The organism is Synechococcus lacustris str. Tous (assembly GCF_003011125.1).
GTDB classification, from domain to species: domain Bacteria; phylum Cyanobacteriota; class Cyanobacteriia; order PCC-6307; family Cyanobiaceae; genus Synechococcus_D; species Synechococcus_D lacustris.
Genome location: NZ_PXVC01000034.1, coordinates 1 through 21613, shown reverse-complemented (window position 1 = coordinate 21613; position 21613 = coordinate 1). Strand labels below are relative to the sequence as shown.

General features: G+C 52.3%; 9 protein-coding genes and 2 pseudogenes. 2 read left to right on the top strand and 9 right to left on the bottom strand.

Annotated features, from left to right (window positions below; all coding sequences use genetic code 11):
* Both C7K08_RS08245 and C7K08_RS08240 read right to left on the bottom strand, forming a co-directional pair.
* Positions 1 to 204: helix-turn-helix domain-containing protein (locus tag C7K08_RS08245; RefSeq protein WP_133165193.1), on the bottom strand; the 204-nt coding region annotated here is incomplete at its 3' end.
* 396 nt (positions 205 to 600) lie between these two features.
* Positions 601 to 17229: a hypothetical protein gene (locus C7K08_RS08240; RefSeq protein ID WP_241537152.1), complete on the bottom strand. Its 16629-nt coding sequence runs from the start codon at positions 17227 to 17229 to the stop codon at positions 601 to 603.
* Positions 17230 to 17828: 599 nt separating this feature from the next.
* Between C7K08_RS08240 and C7K08_RS16640 the strand changes: the two genes are divergently transcribed.
* Together C7K08_RS16640 and C7K08_RS15190 are read left to right on the top strand one after the other, a co-directional pair.
* Positions 17829 to 17963: a hypothetical protein gene (locus tag C7K08_RS16640; protein ID WP_272867430.1), complete on the top strand. Its 135-nt coding sequence runs from the start codon at positions 17829 to 17831 to the stop codon at positions 17961 to 17963.
* Positions 17942 to 18286, top strand: a complete 345-nt coding sequence (locus tag C7K08_RS15190; RefSeq protein ID WP_133165191.1) for a hypothetical protein — start codon at positions 17942 to 17944, stop codon at positions 18284 to 18286. The genes C7K08_RS16640 and C7K08_RS15190 overlap by 22 nt, the downstream gene beginning before the upstream one ends.
* A gap of 30 nt (positions 18287 to 18316) precedes the next feature.
* Here the strand turns inward: C7K08_RS15190 and C7K08_RS16855 are convergent.
* The 7 genes and pseudogenes from C7K08_RS16855 to C7K08_RS15465 all read right to left on the bottom strand — a co-directional run.
* A pseudogene (locus C7K08_RS16855) lies at positions 18317 to 18502 on the bottom strand (IS21 family transposase); the annotation flags it as partial.
* 219 nt (positions 18503 to 18721) lie between these two features.
* Entirely contained in the window at positions 18722 to 19303 is a 582-nt protein-coding gene (locus C7K08_RS08225; protein ID WP_106500157.1) for a TVP38/TMEM64 family protein, read from the bottom strand.
* Positions 19304 to 19313: 10 nt separating this feature from the next.
* Entirely contained in the window at positions 19314 to 20036 is a 723-nt protein-coding gene (locus C7K08_RS08220; RefSeq protein WP_133165190.1) for a response regulator transcription factor, read from the bottom strand.
* Between the two features lie 511 nt (positions 20037 to 20547).
* Positions 20548 to 20748 carry a hypothetical protein gene (locus C7K08_RS08215; protein ID WP_133165189.1) on the bottom strand — a complete coding sequence of 67 codons (201 nt, stop codon included), beginning with the start codon at positions 20746 to 20748 and terminating at the stop codon, positions 20548 to 20550.
* Between the two features lie 97 nt (positions 20749 to 20845).
* Entirely contained in the window at positions 20846 to 21085 is a 240-nt protein-coding gene (locus C7K08_RS08210) for a DUF2811 domain-containing protein (RefSeq protein ID WP_241537151.1), read from the bottom strand.
* The gene (locus tag C7K08_RS15185) at positions 21064 to 21261 is read right to left on the bottom strand and encodes a hypothetical protein (RefSeq protein ID WP_133165188.1); all 198 of its coding nucleotides are present in this window, start codon (positions 21259 to 21261) and stop codon (positions 21064 to 21066) included. The genes C7K08_RS08210 and C7K08_RS15185 overlap by 22 nt, the downstream gene beginning before the upstream one ends.
* A gap of 153 nt (positions 21262 to 21414) precedes the next feature.
* Positions 21415 to 21613, bottom strand: a pseudogene (locus C7K08_RS15465) (hypothetical protein); the annotation flags it as partial.

The following is a 21613-nucleotide window of genomic DNA, read 5'->3' as shown; positions in this document are numbered from 1 at the left end:
ACTCAGCTCAGTGGCATTAAACCCAGCTGTTTCTACTACCACCGTGAATTTATCTGCAGCACTCCAGCTATCTGGGTCTTTMTCGGATGCTGGCACCACCTCCCCCTGCAACCGCCAGTTACTGCGCCATTTATAAAGCGTGGATTGATGAATACCTAATTCCTTAGAAATTTGAGGCACATCCTGCCGATTTGGCGGGCTCATCCTTTTTCTCACATCAGCTTGAACAGCACTTCTACATAAWCAGCCCAGCTGTAAGCAGTCATTAAATTGCTCSATTAARCCCCCAAGGATTCAATTAACAGGGGTGACAACTTTGTTGGCAGAGGGGGCAGGGAGGCGGGGCCTCCCGCCGGCCGGTCTCCCCGGCCGGTTTAGTCAGTGCTGACGTTTGATCTGGTGGATTGTGTTCTGGGGAACCTGGCGCACCCCAAGGTGGCACGTGAGCAGCCGAAGACAGCCTGTGGGCTAGCAATCACGAAGCAAGCGTGGTTTGAGAAGAGCAAAACAAACAATCAACCTTAGGGAAAAGTCATTCAGACTCCTCCCTGTTCGCTAAAAATAGGGATTCAAAGATAAAGGAGGTATAAGCATTCAAGATCAGACGGGAGGAGTAACCACCTTGCTGAAGGCAAAACCAATAACTTGGTCATCGAAGTCTCGATCGCCGCCCCCATAGAGATCCTCGAGGCCAAACATATTTGAACCAAGGGAAACAAAGTGGGAAATGCCATCAGCGTTACCWCTGKCAAAGGCCACAAAGGTATTCCCMTTWACCTGTGCAATCGGCGCGAGATARTTGCTCTCCKGGAGWGARATGGAGMGGTTACTGGTTTGGCGATTGYCCACCTGGAGACCYGTGAGCCCATCGACCATATTTCTAAGKGCAGCAGCTCCGTAATCCGCGGCGGTCGTACCGACTTGGCCGGGGGYAATAGTGCCTTTGCTCTGAKCAGAAGGATCGCGCCATACGGTGCCTTGGAGGTCGAGGGTTCGGTAGAAACCAGTGACAGCATCAAAGGCAGCCTCACGCGCAAGGGTCACGGTGCCCTCAATCCTTTGATCAGTGGTAAAGGCAGTGAAATCAAGTACGGGGGCAAGACCCTGCTCCTGGCCAATCAGGGCACCAAGACCTTGATCACCGTCAACCAGTGAAAGAGCAAGGCTGACGCCACTTGTGGATGAGAGATTTCCAGAACGGGAACCAGTTGAAAAACCACCGGTAGAGAAGACACGTAGCCGCCCATCAGTTGCGCTAGTGATCTGATCCAGGGTGCCATCAACCACCTCAAAGAAGCTAACCAATTGACCATTGATCAGCAAGATGTCTCGACTTAATGACGAACCAGGCGCAAGGGTGACATCTGTTGATTCCAGGCTTGTATACAGGGTCTGAGACCGTTCCCTTAGCTCATCAATATCAGCAAAGATGGAATCAATGCTCGCGGAATCGGCAATATCATGGACCACATAGTAGATCTGATTAGTGGTAGCAGAACGAYGATTAAGGGTTGCCCGCAACACCAGGCTTGCAGGGGCAACTTTGTTGACCTGGTCAGCAGCCTGCAGGGTGCGTGAATCGACGGCGGTCAGCAACACATTTTGGAGATCTACTGTGCCWGCAGTGGAAGGATCGTGGACTTTTCCATCACCTTTTTGACCGATATCACCCATACCGCCATCAACAAACGTAAGGCTGACGAAATCAGCAATGCCATCACCATCGGTATCGAAGAAGCGGGCTCCGGCTTTGTGACGAGCRTTATAGGTTAGGGGCGAAAGGACACCTTTCTCGTCAATGCCGTAATAGAGCAGGTGGGTCTGGTCTTTACGCTTAAGGACACCATCCTTAAACACGCTGATGTCAAGATCACCTCCAACCTGGGTGAGATCAAGGAAAAGTTTGGCTTTACCACTGCTATCAGCATCAACCGTAAAGTCGATAGCTGTTTGGTTAAGCAAGACACCAGATGGAGGTGTTGCCACTGGAATGGCGTCGAGAGATGTGGTTGTCAGTTCTATGCCAACCGTAATTGGCTTTCTAGTTGGGTCTAATTTGCTTAAGATCAGCGGATTAAGCTCTGTTTGAGCTGCCTGCAACTGGATAGAACCAGTAGTGGTGTTAAGAACAAGCTCAAGATGGACCTGATCGTTATCTAAACCATCCTGATCAAACTTGGCGCGCAGGCCATCGCTGATGGAAAGCGTCTGATTGCGGTTGCCCAGATCGTTAGCAGCAAGGTCGGCCGAGAGCCGACGACGCACATTGAGGTTAAGGGTAGTAGCAAGACCATCCTTTAGAGCATCCTTGTTGGCATCAGCCCGGAAACCAATCGTTGCCGAAGAACCGGAGTCGTCGACTTGCAGATCCAGGCCTGAAAGCACCGGTCGGAGTCCACCACTTGCCTGATCCACATCGAGCAGGAGATGGATTTGCTGTTGACCCCGGTCGTCGAGTTCAGCAACCTTCAGGCTGAGTGTGCCATTGCGCAGGGCAGCGACAGCACTTGGATCAACCGGAACGCTGATGTTCGCAGAGGCTTGGCCTGCCTCCAGTCGCAAAAACCCTGCCACTGGTGTGTAGTGAAGTCCGGGCTCAGCGGAACTGTTAAGGGAAGACGAGACATAACTAACCAGCTGGCTGCGGCTGAGATCGCCGTCACGGCTAATTTGGAAAAGGGCAACACCGGAACCGGGTGTGGTGCTGTAGCCGGTAATAAACAAGCCATCACCAAATGATGCACTACCAACAGTGGACGAGGCTCTCGGTACTGGAGGCTCACTTACAGAGGGCTCCGATTCATTGAGGGCAAAGGGAGTAGCCATACCGGCAACGGAGACAGAAGCATCAACCGTTTGCACATTGTTTGCGAGCCAGTCACTCGCAGACTCACCAACAGGTGCGCCCACGTACACCAAGGTAGGGTTGGTGCTATCAGGAAGAGCAATTCCCGTTGTGTAGGCATACCAAACAGCGCCACCGAAACTGGTATCAAAGCCACTGTTACGCTCAAATTCAGAAGTAAGATGAATATAATCCTCTGCATCTGGTACAAGAAATAGAATTCGATCGGGGTTGATCGCGTTGACAGCAGCCGCATCAAAGCTGAGGGTGTTGCTGCCATAATCGAGGGAGCTAATTAGCTCAATGCCGCGCAGCTTGGTGCCAGCGAAATACTCAGGGCTGGGCACATTGAGGCGGAAGTCGTAGGGCTGGTTGGCCAGGCCTTCCAGCTGCAAGGCATCAAAGCCGGAGCCGGCGTCGATGCGGAAAAAGGCATTGCCTGTGATCGAGATCTGATCATCACCGGAACCGGTGTAGATCACATCAGCGCCGCCATTAGAGATCACCTCATCAGCGCCACTAATGGTATAGATCACATCAGCGAGAGGTGTACCAAGCAGGGTGTCATTACCTGCAGTTCCAACCTGGGAGGCGATATCTAGATAATCACCACCAAATAGAACGTATTGGTTATTAACCCCCTTGTTTGGATCAGACGGATCGGAAAGCAGAATATCCGTGAAGCCATCGCCGTTGACGTCGATGTTTCCATCGATGGAATAGCCGGCAATAGATTGCTGGCTGGCGCCACCAATGCTGAGGGTGAGTTGTGAGATCTGAACGTTCTGATTGGTATCGGTCCAGGTGCCCATCAGCTGCCCGTTCAGCATGAACGGGTTGATAGTGGCTACGCTGTAGGTCGACCCCGTCGACCCCTGCTCTTGAAATTTAGGGGCCTCATTTTTGTTGTACAAGCTAGTATTAAGGTCCTGACTGGGGGAGCTGGTCCAATTGCCGTCCGCTTGCCCCGCTGTATTCAGGCTTGGCGCCAGTTCGTAGATTACAGAGCCAGGGGTACTTGCACCATAGTTTGGGGATGATGTCAGATAGAGCAGGGACTGATCTGTGGCAAGGCCGACGCCATTAACATTGTTGAACCCGGTATTGTACTCCTGCCAGGAGACCGTAGATGTCGGAGTAGTTGCCGTCGCGGCGCTAGCCACTTGGGTGAGGAGGATGATATCGCCGTTGGCGACATTGTCTCCAGGTCCAGTGTTGTAGTTCCTGAATGCGAGCACAGTGCGGCCTTGGTAGTTCGTGGCCGCAATAGGCGAGGTGACCTCGTAATTATTCAGCTGACCACTGATTCCAGAGAAGCTCCCGGTTGCTGAATCAAACGATGATCCCCAGCTGCCATTGGAAGGATCATTGCTATAGAGATAGCGAAGCGATTGGTAATTTGCATTCCAAGTCATACTCATATTGGGTAATGGTGTATTGGAGGGGAAATATAGCGCTAGGCGTCCATTCTCGGCGATGAGAGTTGGCGAATAAGCGGTCGACTCGTTGACCGTGGTGTAGACCTTGTAGCTGGTCCAGTTGCTTGCGACTTGAGGGGATAAGCCCGAGCAGACAGCAATGTTGATATCCTGGTTTATATCGGTATAGGCGACATACAGTTTGCCCTGGAAGTAGGCAGCGCTGGGGGTGGTGTTGTTGGAGGTGCTGGCCACACTCAGGGAGCTTTGTTTCCAGCTGCCGGTAGGCCATCCATCCTGGTAGGCCATCCACAGGCCACTGGCATAATCGGTGCCACTGGTGTCCGCCCCAGAGAAGAACAGAATGGCCTGCCCCTCTGGAGTCACAACCGCGCAGGGTGGTGAATAGGATAAAGCCGAATCAGGGTTGGTGGCAGTTCCTGTGAAGGCCGCAAGCCCGATGCCCGGCGTGAAACCGAGAATCGGATCAAACCAGTTCTGCAGCGAGGTCAAATAGTTGGTGGTGGATGTGCCAGCGACGTCGTAGAGCTGAGCCCGGTTGTAGGGATTGAGAGGCGTTTTGAGCTGATCCAGTTGGAAGCTGTTGGTGGCCTGATCGACCTTGAACAGGGAGCCATCCACCAGCACCGATTGGAGAGCAGTGGGTTGGCCACTGCTCGTCGGGACGTAAGCCGGACCCTGCGGTGCGAGCGAGAGCAGCACATCATCAACGCCATTGCCATTGACGTCCCCGGCGGCGCGGATGCTCCAAATGCTGTAGTTCAGGCCCGGGATGGTGGTGATGGCGCCGTAGGTAGCAGGATCGAAAGAATCGGGCCGTCCATCACCGTTGAGATCGCCGTAGCTGCCCGTGGCGTTCAATGCCGCATCACCCCAGCCATTGCTCTGCAACAGGGTGTTTGGTGTGGGCTCKAACCAATCCAGCAACGCGCTGGCCTCCGCCACGCTGCCTGAGGGGGAGGTCAGATCTGCCGCCGACACCGTGGCATTGAAGGCCGAGACGGCTGAGCCTTTGCGGGCTGCGATGCCGAGATTGAGGCTGCCGTTGGCGGGATTTACGCCAGTGATCGACGACACCGGTGCCTGGCTGCCCTGACTGAAGGGCGCGGCCAGCTGCACGGTCTGGCTTGCGGATGTGCTGTTGTTGTTGTTGACAAGTGCCGTGCTCGTGGCGGCCCCTGTGATCACCCGCAGGCCGGTGTACGACTGGTTGCCATTTGCGGTATTGGCCGACACTCCGTTGGCGGTGACCAGCAGATCGCTGTAGCCATCGTTGTTGAGATCGCCCACGGGGGTCAGAGTTGATCCCGCCTGGCCAGGGGTGAGGGGCTGCTGGCTGATGCTCCAGCCACCCTGTCCATCGCTGAGCTGAACGGTGGAGTTGAGCCAGGTAGTGCTGTCTGGATTGGCGAGGTTCGGCACGGCATTGAGCCAGATCCGGTCGTCCTGAGCTCCGGTGGACACATTGACGAGCAGCAAGTTGCCATCAACGCTGAGCGGAACGGTGGCGAGATCACTGCTGACCCCACCCTCGCTCGGGCTGAGGGTTGTGGAAACCCAGGCGAGATCACTGCTCAGAGGATTGCCCTGTGTATCGACGAAGTCGATACGTTCCAAGTGAATCGCGCTATCGCTGCTGCCGTAGGTGAGGGCCAGCCCGGTGTCGGTGGTTGCAAGCACCGGAGCAGTGGTGATCGCTGCCTCCCCTGATCCGCTGGTGAAGGAGGTGACTCGCTCCCAGCTGAGGCTGTTGGTAGCGGGTGTGAACACCTGGATCGCTCCGTCATCGTTAACGGCCAGTACACCTTGCTGACCGAGCCAGGTGAAGGAGGGTGCGGCCGAGGCGCTGATCGGCTGGAAGGTGATGGTGCCGTTGGTATCCACCCGCTCGAGCAACTCGATCGGAGTGCTCCAGTTGGGGGCTAAATCTGTGCCAGAGAGAAGGCTTGTCTGAATGGAATAGAGGTTGCTCTGGGTATTAATCCCTGCCAGGAGTAGCGATAGGGCGCTGCCGGAACTGAGGCCAAGGATGGCCACCTCATTGCTGAGGGTGCTCGGCAGGGCATTGGCATAGCTGCCGGTGATCGACCAAGTGCCGGAGGCCTGATCCAAGGAGAGCTCGCGCAGCTGCAGATCTGATGGTTGGCTGGAATTGCCGTAGCTCAGGATCAGGCCGCCGGGGCTTGCTGTCAGACCAAGCCCTGTGGTGACGTTGGCATTGAAGGTGCCCTCGGTGCTCCAATCGCTGCCGATGTTGGTCGTGCTGGCTGAGGAGCTGCTGGCGAGATAGATCAGTTCACTGGGGCTGGTTGTGGTGCCGCCCTGGTAAGCGATGTAGGTCTGACCATTGAAGGTTGTGACGGCCAGAGGTCCGGAAGCGGTCTGAAGACCGGTGCCATCGTTATATTCAACCTCAATGTCGGATGTCCAGCCGGAGGAGCTGGAGGGGGTGCTGCTGTAGGCCTTAAGGATGCGATCGGTGGAATCATTAGAGACGTAATACACCGCCAGCTGGGTGGTGCTGCCGATGGTCTCGCTGATCAGGCTGGCGTAATTAGCGGACTGGCCTGGGATCTGGTATTGGGTGCTCCAGCTATTGGTGCTGGCATTGGACAGGGTGGTGATATTGATCTCGTTGTTGTCATCCCCCAGATAGCTCAGATAGAGGGTGCCATCGACCACCGCCAGTGAGGGAGCACTGGCGGTGGTCATGGAGTCAGGCAGAGCCTGCCAATCGGCCCAGTTGACACCGCTATCGGTGCTCATGGTCCAGTAGATGTTGGTGTCGCCATTGCCCCGCACCGCCATGTAGACGGTGTTGCCATCACGGGCCAGTGCAGGGATCGCGGGGGATGAGCCGTTGTCAACTACCGCCCAGGTTATGTTCGCGGGTCTGGTGGACGCCGCGCTCATCAGTTCGCCATCGGTATTGACCCAGATCAGTCCGAGGGCATCGCCACGGTCGATCAGCTGTGGGCTGAAGGAGCTGCTGAAGCTGGAGGCGGAGCTGTTGCCGTCGCTGATCTGCGTGGGTGCACTCCAGGCAGCGGGGTTGTTGCTGGCTGGATCCCAGCTGCTAATGGAGAGTGCGGGTGTGCTGTCGGTGTTGAGATAGGCGAGGTAGAGCTTGTTGTTGAAGAAAGCCAGCGAGGGTGAGGTGCCCGAGGCTAGATCTGAATAGGTATTGGTGATGTTGCTCCAGCCGCTCCAGCTGTTGCCGCCATCGGTGCTCTGGCTGAACCAGAGGCTGGTGTCATCAGTTTGATAGCCCTTGACGACGGAGTAGATGGTGTTGCCGACAGCAATCACAGCCGGAGCAACATCTGTCAGGCCTCCGGAAATATTACCGCCGGGCAATGCCATCGCCGGTTGGCTATCGCTTTCAACAGGAGCGAGGAAACCAAATCCGGAGCCGAGAGGCAGGTTCTGGCTGTCCCGGCCATAGAGGATGCCGGTAGTGCTGCCAGCGCCCTGGTTGCCCTGTGCTGCGGAGCTGAGGTTCTGGTCGAGGAAGAGGGCGATGTCGTCAAAGCCATCCCCATTGATATCTCCACCGGGGAGCACCTCGGTGCCACTAGGAACGGTGAAAGAGTAGTAGTTGTAGGGATAATCAGCAAGGATTTCCTGGGTGTTGGCTCCCAGCTCGATCCGCACGGTGGTGAGTGCATTGTCGGAATTAATGGAGATGAAATCGCCATAACCATCACCGTTGAAATCACCCAGCGAACGCAATGAGCCCTGGCTGGTGGTGGCTAGGCCATCCAACATATAGCCCGTATTACTGGTAAGTTTGTCGAGTTGGAGGTTACCAATAGACTCCAAATAAGGTTGGCCCCAGGTAAGGTAGGCACTGCCATTGGGTCCGGAGCCAAGCATGACGTCTTTTAACCCATTACCATCGACGTCACCGGCACCGAAAGTACCTTGGCCGGTATAAGTGGAAAGTCCATAGCCAAGCTGACTTAGAATAGCTGCCTTATAGGTCGAGTTATCAGCCCTAGTAATCTCTCCAATCGAGCCGGTTGCAACGCTACCGACACCAGGATTTACTCCCCCAGGGTTTGCTTGATCTGTAACGATCAGATTGTCACTTCCAAACAAGACATAACCATTGCCAGCACCACTACTTGCATTGTAGGCTTGCATCAGCAAATCATTATAGCCATCATTATTAGTGTCGCCTAGGTCTACAAGTCCGTTGCCAAAATTATCTTGCGATTCAGCGCCGTAGAGTGTAAGCCCACTAACCAGATGGGCTAGGTATTGATTCGAACCGAGAGTTGAGGATGGCCAATCAGAGGTTGTATCTACCATGTAGACAGCGCCTGAGCCACCGGTTTGATTAGCACCAATGGCAAGGATCGAATTGCTGTTTGTGTTTTTTAAATCACTAAAAGCAAGGCTACTACCGAAACCTGACATCCCGAGAACATTCCAGGCATTGGGGCCATAGATCGTGCTGCCACCTTGATCCTCAATGGCGGTGGCGCTGATGATACTTAAGTTTGCAAAATCAGCAGAGTCATTGATTAAATAAACGGCTCCAACCGCATTAACCTGAAGAGCCTGATTGTAGTAGACTGTTGCGTCAACAATATTGTCTGCCTGCTGCTTCTTAAGGCTCTGCATGTAGGCAGACTCTTCATTGCCATACTTTTTGCCATTGTTTTGTGACTGATCAACTATATCGACAAGGGTTGAAGTACTGGAAGTGCCTCCAATAATAGAGACGCTGGGCAGGCTATTTACTGCGGAAGTAACTGGGGCCTGGAATTTGATTAATGCACCGTCGCCATAGGTAGAAGTGGGATCTTTTTTGCCATCAACGGTCTGCTGCTGAACTTGATTAGTACCGCTATATAGCATGCCTGCATAAACACCAGGTGCAGAAATTGCTAAGGCACCACTTGTACTATTAACAGCTATCGAGCTACCAAACTGACCGCCCCAATAGGTGGTCGTAGGTGACCCGGTGGGATCGAGGCTTTCGGCAGTACCACCGCTACCAAGTACAGGGTTAGGAAGAGGGGTGGGCTCGCCAGTTCCCCAGCTACCTGAGGATGCGCTATAGCTATAAACGGCGCCAATTGGCACCAAGGAATTAAATGCTGCACTGATATCTACAGGATCAAGAGTAGTAATACTGGGATCAAGTTGGCGGAGGTAATTTGGTGCTCCAACCCAGAGGGTATTGTTGTAAAAGGCGAGGGCACTTCCAAAGCCTGCAACAGTGATGTCATCGGTGCTGATATTATTTATAGCAACCGATGGCGTAAGCACGGTGACATAGCCCTGACCACTTGCATCTGTTAAATTATTGGGGTTAGCTAGACTAAGAATGGTCGTGGCATCACTAGTTGTGAGGTTGTTTTCAATCCATTGTCCATTAATAATATAAACACGCCCTCCTCCATTGGCCTGGGGAGCGCCAATGACAAGATCTAAAACTCCATCATTATCTACATCAGCAACCAACATGGTCTGACCAAAATTATCTCCCCAACCCACGGTGGGATCGGCCTCTATTAAAAGTCCGCCCGTGCTACTGGGATTAAAAGCATTACCCAACAAAGGAAGGTTGGGTGAATCAGGGGTAAAATTAGACTCAGCTAAGGCATTCAACCAAGTTTTTGGAGCATCAGCCACAGTAGTGGTAGGAGTACCATCCTTTGACTGTCCGGTGTACTGAATCCAGACACGACCGGCTGCGTTTCTGTTCGCATTGGTTGACTGGGGTTGAGCTATTGCCAGCCACCCATAGGTATTACCATTCCCCCCTGATGGAATATAAGAACCAAATACTTGTGAGGCACCAAAGGTGTTCGCAGGAGATGAAGCGGCAGGAGTGTTAGCCGCCGCAGTGGATGAAGCGCTTTTAAATACTTCACCACTATCGATATACTTGAGTTGAATTGGGGCTTGTTCAATTACAGCAGCCGTGGCTATGACGCTATCACGCTTTTGTAGGTTTGAGAGCTGGTTTGCACTTCCAGTGCTGCTCGTGATCGTTGAGATCGCTGCTGCACCTTTCTGGTTAACCACCACAGGCTGGGCATTGGATACCTGACTAGTAACAAATTCAGTAGAGTTACTCTTGGTAGTAAAATTAAATGTATAGGTTGCCTTGTATTCTGATGCTAATTTATTGCTTCCAGTGGAAGGCAACTGATTCTTGGGTATAACAAGATTGAAGGCAGGCGCATTGGTAAGAACTGTATAGTTAAAATCAGCAGCTGTGGCTAAAGGTTGTAGTGCTTGGAGTGTGTTACTTCCGAGCAACACCTGCTCTGGCGTCAGCTGCAGCGTCTTAGTGGCATCATCGTTGGAATTGGTCAAAGAGACTGTTATGCCTGTTAGCTTGTCATGTGCAGGATTAAAAGCTTGGGATGCTGTTTGGTTCACCGTCCAGTTAGCACCACTCCAATCTGTGGGTGAAATGGCAATCACCAGATCATCCTGCATCGATCCAGGTTGACTTGCACTGGGGATAGTTGCTTCTAATTGCGTTGCGGGGTTGAGATTGGAAGCGTTCGACCATGAACCACCAGTACCAGTGGCATCCGGTGTAAAAACGGAATAATATGATCCAAGTAATGCATCATTGGGATTAACATTGCGGGACTCCCAATGTCTCGTCACAGCACCAGGAGTAGCTCCTGGATCTGGGGTTTTGGTGTCTATGCCATAGCCCAGGGCGGCCAACATAGCCAAAGCATCCTCTGCTGAAGGGGAAGGCCAGCTGGGAATAGCAACAAGGGATGAAGAAATGGCAACAGTCTGGCTGATATTGACCGTAAAACAACTGGATCCAGATTGTGCATTAGGAAGGATCCCGGTAATGGTTGTTCCTGGAGTAACTCCCTGTCCAGTAATGGCATACCCTATGCCCAAGGGATCTTGGCTTTGCTGGGTAACTGTGAGGGTAGTTCCAGAAATCGTGGCAGCGAAGCTTGACATCGCAAGCCGAGGTGATACCGATAGTGCCTCTAGGTCTTGAGGGGGGGTAGCAACTGTTTGACTGGTGTTAAGAACGTACGTGCCCAAACCAGTTGTAAGATCAACCTGGCCAACAGCGCTAATGGTGGTACCTGCCGTAATGCCAGGTCCTGTAACCACATCACCAACATCTAAACTGCCAGATGTGATTGAGGTAACGGTAAGGGTATTACCAGCGATCGATCCGGTAAAATCAGCAGTTGCTATCCGCGTAGGTCTTTCGACCATGGAGAGCGCCTTGTCATAAATGGCCAACTGATCAATCGCACCGCCAACGTTGTTGGAAAGCAATAGCGCCTGATCATTAAGATTGACCGGCGCATAGGCATCGATTATATTATTTTGAACTGCAAAAAGTTGATTATCGACATAAATAGACGCTGTGCCGACGTTGGTTGGCAGCTGAACGATGCTGCCAGCAACTGTATAATACTCATAATTTGGCAGGTAAGACGCAACGATATAGTGCCACTGGCCATCCCTCAAATCACTAGAAATACTGGGATCGGAAGCAACACCCACAAGGCTTGTACCATTGCCAATATCAAAAACAAGCTCACCGTTACCGTTTACCGAGACTGCCGTACCCCGTGAAAGAGAGAAGCCAAGCTCGTAGCCTGCATAGCTCTCACTGTTAAATTCATTCGGGGGTGTTCCTACGGTTCCCTTGCTATCAGGAGCTAGTGAAAAATTAACTTTGGGCTCACCTGTTTTTTGTTGGAAGTCCCACAGGTCTTGGAACATGGCCTGCAGATTTTGATTGTTTTGCGCATCATTGGCTGAAACAAAACCCTGATTTAGAACCGAAGAAGATGTATCGATGGCAATGACATTGAGAGTAGAATTCGCCAGACCAGTTGTTTGGTCAACCTCATTACTAAACTGAAGATCGGTGATCGGCGCCTGGGAAATGCTTGTAATAGTATTGACACCATCAGTGCCCAGCAAATCGGAACTAGTAATTTGGTAGTTATTTAAAAAGTCAGTGACACCTGGAATCGTGCTCCCATTGACCAAGTTGTTGATATTCAGGGCATTGCTGTAAAGGTTATTGCCACCATTACCTCCCATGGCTGTGGTGTTTGCTCCATCGGCAACCATCGCCCAACCCCATCCATACACGGTAGTAGACGGGGATGTGATGGAACTTGGGATAGACTCAATCAATCCCTTAGCAGCAGCCTCGTTGTAAGTAATCTCATCGACCACAAAGCTGCTAGTTAGCAACCAACCTGTAGGAAGGGATGAAGAGCCAACCGCTGTGATAGATGGCTGGCCAAAGGCCACCAAGCCAGCGCCATTGGGATTGGAATCCATGGGCAACTGGGCCCAGAATTCAATCGTGTAAGGAACAGTCGGTGTGCCAGGACTGGCTACCAAAGCGGAGCTTGCAACGCTTTGGCTTTTGTTGACAGTAAAACTTCCGGTGCCAGAATTGGCATCAAAACTACCAGCAACAATGGTGGTACCAGAGGCAATACCCTGGCCACTGACCACATCTCCAAGGTTGAGGCTACCTTGAGCAACGGTGCTAACGCTGAGGTTGGTGCCATTAATGGAACCAGTGAAGATCGCGATCGGTAACTGGCTAGATGCAGGTAGGGCCTCCAGCTCAGTACTTGCAACATTTTGCTGCTCATTGAGGTGGTAAGTACCAAGACCCGTTGCCGCATCTACCGAATCCAAAGCGGTGATCGTCGTACCGGCAATAATCTCAGGACCGGAAATAATGTCGCCCACATCAAGACTTCCTGATGCAAGAGAAGTTACTGTAAGGATTTTATCTGCAATGGATCCTGTAAAGGCCGCAATCGCATTCGCAGATGCCGACGTTAAACTCGACGAGGGTATGTTGTTAGTAATCTGTAAGATTTGACTATAGCTTGTACCCGTTCCCGTACTCAGTACACCCGTGCCATCGCTGTTTTGCACCGCCGTGGACTGGGATGCGGACAGGGCACCGGGTATAGAAAAATTAAGGCCGGTGCTGGAGGCAGCGGTGTAAGTGCTAGTGGAATCCACTGAACCAATATTGATGTCACTTAGCCCACTTTGAAGCTCTCCAAACTGCAGGTAAATAACAGGACTGCTTTCAAGAACACTTTGGCGATAGGGGGTACGAACATTTTGGCTCCAGCTAATGACGGGGGTTTCTGTAAAAATTCCATTGACCAACTGGGGAAGCGAGGCAATAGTGATCTCCTCAATGGCAAGGCCCACATCTTTCGTGGGATCCCATGGAATCTCCTGAATTGTAAGACCATTAGCATCGCTAAAAAGATCCTTCCACTCATATGTTGTAGCGTTTGGGTTGATCCATCCAGCCTTAATCACAGCTGGGACAAACGAACCAGACGCCAATGCCTCCTGTTCACCTTGGATTGCGGCAAATGCTGTCTCGCTCCAAACCAAAAGGGTTCTCTCTTGACCTAAGTTAGAGGGATCGGCAACATTGAAAGCCTTGAGATGCCGAATAATTTTATCTGTCGGATAGTACAGATCCGAAATTTTTGGAGCTTTCCAGACCCCACCTTCATTGATTCGATAATTGATCCGCTGGGCGCCATAGAGTCCTTCCATGTAGGCCTGGAAATTTGCCGCGCCACCCTCTGTAGTGCCCAAAGGAATAACAGGGCTCGAAGCCTCCACCCAGGCAACGAAGGTATCGCCTGCAAGTGAACTACTAGAACCCGAAGTAGAGCCAGCTATGGTTGCGGCCGTAGGGGTACTGGCAGCAGTGAAGAAGTACTCGGCATTGTCGGTAGTATTGTTATTGGCATTGATGTAGTATTGCTGGAGGGATAGGTCAGATGGGTAGACTGCAGGAGTAGATTTGTAGTCATATTGACCAGGGCTATCCTCAAGCGAATACCTTTCGATGCCATTTAAATAAACAATATTGTTCGTTATTTTTGGTTGTCCATCTACAATACTTTGCTCCTGTGTGATATAGGCAACTCGGTTTTGAACCGCATGGCTGCCCATAGATGCGTATAGAGGCAGCTGATCGCTAATACCAGCAGCAAGGTAAACACCTGAATTGGCTGCACCAGCCTGAGCCGAAAATTGGTCTTCATCTACGAAATTATTATAACCGAGATATTGAGACGTGACTGAGAAGGTTGGGCTCCCGTTGTTGCCCAACACTGCTTGGGGCAACCCAAGCTGAATTGTGTACTCACCTGGCTGATTCAGTGCTGATCCTGTGGGGGGTACAAAAAATAGGGGTTGATTAAGATCAACACGTACAATAACCCCATTGCTCAGATGCACAGTTGCAGTAGGGCTGTCATTAATGGGAGCAATCGATGCATTGGAAGCGCTATAGAGGCTTACCGGGACATTGCTGTAGCTATAGCTCGAATTGTTGTTGCTTGGTAATTGGCTGGTGGTGCCTGTAAACGGGTTGTAGGGCAAATAAACAGTACCTGTTGATTGGCTACTGTCAGTGCCTGCTTGGGAGACATCGATAAAATCAACAACTTGTATATTCTGAGGCTTTAGCGGAGACGAAGTATTGCTGCTATCAAGGGTTATCAACGGTAAATTCTGAAACGGATTTCCAACACTTCCGTTATTTTGGTCAAGTGGATTGGCAATGCCGCTTGAAAAAACATCTAACACCAAATCGTACATACCACTATTCGACGTGTTTTGCGGCAAGGCCAAGTAGTTTCCCTCATTGGTAATCTGGAAGCTACTTGCGACAATACTGCCGTCTGCGACAGTAAAACTTGCAAGGGCCGCGCTGCTGAGGCTACCATCAATTGTGGCGCCTAAAATTGCAACATCAGTATAGTTGCCGTCAATGAGATTTGCGCCCTGGTTGTAAAGCGTTAGCGCATAGTTAATGCTTGGTGAAGTCGTCGCGTATGGATTAATAGCGCCAATATTAGTGGTGCCCAACGTCAGTTGCTGCAGTAAACTTGGTTTGGCACCCAGAGCAACACCTGAGTTAGCAGAAGAGAAATAGGAATTACTGCCGGCTGCAGGCGCATAGGTGAGGGGGTAGTTAAGCCCTTTTTCCGCGGAGTTATAGCTACCTTTACTCGAAAGTTCAGAAGAAGTATTGCCATCACCTTCAGTGGCGCCTAAAGTTTTTGCCGAATTAGGAGTATTGTTTTTTGTGCCAAGACTCTCTTTCCAGGTATGATAATAACTCACCAGTGGTATCATCCCGCCTAGGGGCAGCGCTGCACCAGCATTGAAAAAAAATGCGTCGGCCCAGGTGCCCTGATTTGTGCCGGTTCCCGTGATATTCGGATAAAGTGTTGTTCGATTGGCAAGGTTAACCTCAATGCCAGATATTCCATAAAAAAGAATTGCAGCCGTTAAACGCTCACCAAGTTGCCAACCGCTAGATTTAGACCATTGTCGACCAGTTTGCTCAGTTTGCTTGGCCGCGACTGGAGCTAAAACCGGTCCAGTTACCGCAATTGCCGTGCCAACGAATGCAGAAGTTACGGGAATTCCGTTGCCTCCTTCACCGCCACCAACAGCACCATTAACTAGTCTGTTGGCTCCTATATTACCAGGATTTTTTAAAGATTTGTAAGCATATCCCACTCCAATTCCTGTTAAAGACTTTCGTGCCAATTCACCAAGTATGCCATCGGCATAGCCTACACCCGCTAGCCATTCAGGTAGTTTATCGCTTGAGAGATATTGGTTCCATTCGTAACCCGTACTCAGTGCTCCGGAGATGCGGATAACTGACTCTGCAGCCGGAGACAGCCGTAAAGTTCTGAAGGAAGCATCCAAGCTAACTGACTCTCTAGCGTTGAGACTCGTCAGAGTTGGAGATTGTATCCAACCATTGCTATATTGATATAATGATTGTAAGGCTCCGCCAACGCCAACATTCCATGTAGTTAGTGAGTTGGTTTCGCCTGTTAAAGCTAAACTTTGTTTAACAACAAGCGACCTAGCATCCTCATCGCCATAACCAAAAACAATTTTAGCAGTACTTAAGCTGGCAAGCCCGCCAGTACCGTAATTAGCGATGCCAAATGCGCCCTTCCATTTTACATTGATCCCCTTCTCACTGATTACGCCAGTATTTGATTGAACTTTCTGCCACGAAGGCAATGACGAGCCGCTAGCTAACATATTAGAACTACTTGAAGCGTCAAGGAATGGTACCCTCCCGCTTCCATCCTGCTCGACAGGAATTAAGATCTGGTTGCTTTCCATCTCGACAATATCAAAATCACGCGCATCTGCAAGTAATGATGCATTCTCGTCTCCAGCCAGATCGAAAGGATTTAAGATCATGCTGATTTCACCAGGTCTTAAAAATCTCAGATCTGCGTCTGCGTATGGATTTATGTCATCTTCCTCGTCATCTTCCTCGTCATCTTCCTCTGTTGCCAGGTTAGTGTTTGCAGGGGGGGGAAAGTTTGCAGGGATATTCAACTCCCAGCGGTAGATGTTCTGCAGTGGCATAGGACCATATTTCAACGTTCCGTTAAGCAAACTGGTCTGGCCTGACAATCCACCTTTCCAGCTCTGGCTGCTTTGCTCAGAAGAAGTTTGCGGTGAACTCGATTCAGCCGATGGTTCACTGCTACCCAAAGCAACAGGGGCCTGCATTGCTCGCATGCTCGCAGCTGCTGGCGCCGTTACCGGCATTTCCCCGGCCTGTAATTCTTCCCGAGACAGCTGCGTATTGCCACCAAATGCAGCAGCAGTTGTTGCTGGCAGGGGCTCTGCCTGTGCGCTCACTATTGTCGTTGTCTGCGTCGAGGCATTGCTCGTCAGCACCACGTCTGTCGAACTTGGATTGCTTAGCTTCAGGTTGAACTGGATGGCATAAAGATCGCTATCTGGGTTAATCCCACTCACTGGCGCATCAAGTTGAGACTCAAGAGCATCCCAATCCCATGATGCGCTTGCCAGTTGATCCAGCAGCGCATTCACTGGCGTGCCCGCTTGCTTTTTTTGCACCACCAATGAGAAGCCACCGCTGGAGCTAGGCGCCGCCACCAATGAGAACGCCTGGTCATCAACCTGGTCGTCGGTCAGTTGTACCGGCGCCGACCATGACAACTCCCCATCGCCGCCCCACTGGCCAAAACTGGCATAGATCTCCGCGCCATTCCCCGATCCCACCCGATACGCAAGCACAATGCCAGGGTTGAATCCTGACTCGTTCTCAAAATCAGTAGGCCAAAGGTTATCTAGGTACAGCGCCTGCAGCTTCTCTCCCCCAAAGGCCTGGGGCACCAGCTGGCCCTGATCCCACCGCTGGGCCTCGGCATTCCACTGGCCCTGCAAGATGGCCCCGTTATCAGCCAGAAACGCGTGCGCTGCGCCGTTGGCGTCGTTCACGATCTGGATGCTGCTGGCGTAGGACATGGTGCTCGGTTGAGGAGGGGATGGCAGCGTGGGCGCGGTGGTCCGCTGCATATGTACCTCTATCTTGAAACTTTCCCTCTGTTTTTTGTACCCACCGAATGGGGGGGGGCAGGGCTGATTTAAAGTCCGACACAAGTTTGCTTGCCGGTGCTGTCAGCATGAATTGAGGTCGGCGGAATCGCCTCCTCCCTGTGCTCAAAAGCGACTCTGCTGCAACCGATCTCGACCTGATCAGCTACCTCAAGGCGATACCGGATGCCCGGATGCGCCGAGGCGTGCGCATTCCGGCCTGGTACCTCCTTTTGTGGCAGTGCTGGGAATCCTGAGTCGCTGTCAGAGCCTGCGGGATCTGGAGCGTTTTACCATCCGCCACCACAGCATCCTGACCGAGGCACTCAGCCTGGAGCTGCTGCGTCCGCCGTCGGATTCAGCTTTCCGCTACTTCTTCCGTCAGGTTGATGTCGCTTCCCTATGGGCAGCGATCCAGGACTGGACGATCGCTCAGATCCCAGGTGGTGCAAGCGAGCTTGACCAGCTGGTGTGTGACGGCAAGACCCTGCGAGGCCCTATCGAGCCGACGGCCGGCGGCGGCTCGGCATTCATTGTGATCATTGGTTTTCATGGGGTCAGTGTAAAAGCAACTCTCTAAACACTGTCCTTGAAAACGGGGGAGGCTCACATAGTGACTGCAGAGAGCGTGATAGCGGGGGGTGATGTCGGCTGAAAAACTGCCGTTGCGGTTACGGCACGCCGCCGACAACCGGTCGGTGCGCAGTTCATCTGGCACTCCACCGCAGGATGCCAGGGCGTTCTGCAGACCCTCGGAGAGGGCCACGAAACTCTCGCCGCCCTGAACCTGTTGCGCCTGACTGGGTTTCAGTCGATCCGGGCCGGCTTACAGACGGTGATGCACGACATCAAGGCGCTACTGGCAATGGCGCGGCGACAACCAGAATCCAATCCCTGCTGAGACTTTGAATCAGCCCTGGGGGGGATGTCTTTATGGATCTGGCCGCTCAAGGCTCAGATGGGAGACTCGAGCCTTGTTGAAACGCCGAGCCATCCAGCTCTGGCAAAGCCCTGCTTAGGGGATGCGTTTCTCCGGTGGTCTGGTTTCTGGGTCGTTCCGGGTATCCCTGAGCTGCAGCCGCCTGGCCACGAGCAGCAGCACCGCTGCGCTGGCCGCCACAGCCACCCAGCGAGCAGTTAACGACAGTGGGCTCAGGTTGCCCCGCATGGATTCAGCCCCAGTCGCCCCTGCCAGCACCATCAGGGCAAAGCGTGGGATCAGGGCCAGCGAGGCCAGGGCATAGGGCTGCAGCCGGGTGGGCCCCAGGGCACAGCCGGCATTCACCAAATTCATCGGGATCAGCGCCAGCCGCAGCAGCAGCAGAAACTTCAGGCCGGCTGGTTGCCCGATCAGCGGCTCCAGCCGCCTGGCCTTGGGCGTTCTGGCCAGCCAGCGCTCCATTTTTGGCCGCAGCAGCCCACGGCACAGCCGCCAATTAAGCACCAATCCAACGGCTTCTGCAAGCAGCACGGTGAGCAGCCCCAGCCCCGGCCCAAACAAGGCTCCAGCACCCACCACAAGGGCACCGGCTGGCAAACCCAGCCCCACGGCGGCGCTCAGCAGCAGCAGATACAGCCAGGGGTTGATTTCTGGCATCAGGGCAGCTTTATCGGCCAGCCCCGTCTTGCGTGCTGTGCTGCAACAACAGGCCCAGCTTCATCGCAGCGCCCACTGCCATGGTGCGATTGCGCGCATTCAAYTTCTGCAGCACCGACCGGGTGTATTCGCGGGTGGTGGTTTCGGCGATGCCCAGGCGTTGCGCAATCTCCCGGTTCGATAGCCCCTTGGCCAGTTCCTCCAGCGTTTGCTGCTCCCTTGGGGTGAGTTGGGGCTGGTTGCCGAGGGTGTTGGCCTTAAGGGCGGAGAGCAGGGATGGGTCCACGTAGCGATGCCCCTGGTTCACGGCCATGAGAGCTTCAATCAACACGCCACTGCCGAAGCTCTGCGTTTTGACCACGGCGTCGAGCCGATCCAGCGGGTAGGCATTCACCTTCAGCCACGCCGTGCTTTCCAGCAGCAGCACCACCGCCGGAGGGCGCGGCAGGGCGCCCAGTTGGTTGATCAGCGCTTTGCCATGGTCGGGCGCGATCGAATCCACCACCATCAGCAGGCAACGCTCCTTGCGGCTCTCCACCAGATCCATCACCTCCGCAGGGGTGACGCAGCTGCCAATCATGCGATCTAACTGAGCGGTGAGGGCCGCGCTCGTCATCAGCTGCGCTTCCAGATGGGAGCCTGACGCGCCGATCAGCGTCCAGGGCTTCAACAGCGCATCGACCGCTTCGCGGCGGGCGCGGAAACCTGGATCCAGCGGGTCAAAGCGAGGCAATGTTTGGAGAGCGGTTTTTCCACGAAACCAGTAACCTGGTCACAAATAAGTTTCGCATCCACCTGATTGTGGAGAAGTTGTTAATGAACCTAAATACCCAACATTTTGATAAGAATCCCACCTTACAGGTGATTACGCCAGAGGATAAAGGAGTTGTCTAATATAGATATACATTTATAATTAATTGTTATTCAGCAGCATGATGACGGCTGACTGACGGCTGAGCAGCTGTTTGGTAAAAGCTATCAACATAGAGTTGATGGCTTTTACCAAACTCAATTGTAGCATCTTAGCAAAAAACAAACGGTATCAATAGCCAAAGCTGTCCGTTTATGTCGCCGCGCGAGGCAACAAACTAGTTAGAAATAAAGTGATTTCAACTCCTGGCGCAGCGGGCAGTTGGGTAAGGCGGCGGCGCAATGGAACTAGCCCGCAATTTGGCAGTGCAAAACAAAAAGCAGCCGCCAGAAGCTTGCGTAGTGCTTATCGATATTGGTTGTGAACGCCTTTATTAAGCAGCGATATTATCTTGATATTTAGTTCTTTTGCGCCGGCGTGCTTGAACTTCTAGCAACCTTTGTTCACTATTAGAATCTAGTAAGGAATAAATAGTTTGCTTATTTTGATCGATATAGCTTTCTAATTTAAGATCAATTGGAACTACATTTAATTCACGTTTGCTGCCATCACGCGGCAAGAACAAAGGTGACATTTATCAAAGGGGCATTTGCCTTAAAGAAGAACAATCCAAACAAAGCAAATCCAGCAGGGTCTATCAAGGCAGTGATCAGCAAATCAAATCACAAAAGCTAGATCTTGCAATTTACGTGCCGTGGCCGTTGGAATAAACCATTTAGGTAGTGCTGTACTACCGCTGGTTCCTTGCTGCCCTGCTGAAACAGGAATGCTGCCACCGACGCTTGGACCAGGCGGTATTGATCCCATTCAGGATGTTTTTCGATAAAGGCTGCCATTGCGTTGAATAAATCTTCTGGGAATTCGTTTTCCACACTCACATGGGCTTGCATCAAATCTGGAGCCACAACCATTCAACGCACAAGCGATCACTGCATCCATCAGCGCACACCCGCCCTGCTGCCGTCAAAGCAGCCATAAAAAATGCATCGCTGGTATAAAAAACAACAAAATCAAGCAGCAGCAGGCCTTTACCAGTTTTTAAGCCAGCGCAAAAATCAGGCCAGAGCTTGCTWTTGCTTGCTGTCAAGGGGAAAGAGCTTTTCCCAGATGTCGCCTGCAATACCAGCTGCACGCTCAYAAAAGAGCCCTGCAGGCTGTGGAAAARCTGTTGAAAACTACTGGCCTGCTGTGAATTGCAGCTCTGTTTAGCAGTGCTGATCACTGCTGTTAACGGCTGCTTTTAAGTGCTGCTGCTCGGCTTTCGGATCGGGCCATCAAGGTCTGAGCGATAGCTAAGCGAGAGTTCTGGCAGCTGCTTTTTAAGGCTTGCAAGCAGCTGCTCTAGTACAGCTGTTGTTAGTGGTGCCCGATTACCCATCCCTTCTGAACTGCTGCAAAGCAATACGCATTTACCAGCACTGTTTAGTTCAACAAGGATC

Coding starts and splice junctions, on each gene's coding strand:
- C7K08_RS08225 (WP_106500157.1), bottom strand. CDS start 19,303: ATGCCAGAAATCAACCCCTGGCTGTATCTGCTGCTGCTGAGCGCCGCC.
- C7K08_RS08215 (WP_133165189.1), bottom strand. CDS start 20,748: ATGTCACCTTTGTTCTTGCCGCGTGATGGCAGCAAACGTGAATTAAAT.
- C7K08_RS08210 (WP_241537151.1), bottom strand. CDS start 21,085: ATGGTTGTGGCTCCAGATTTGATGCAAGCCCATGTGAGTGTGGAAAAC.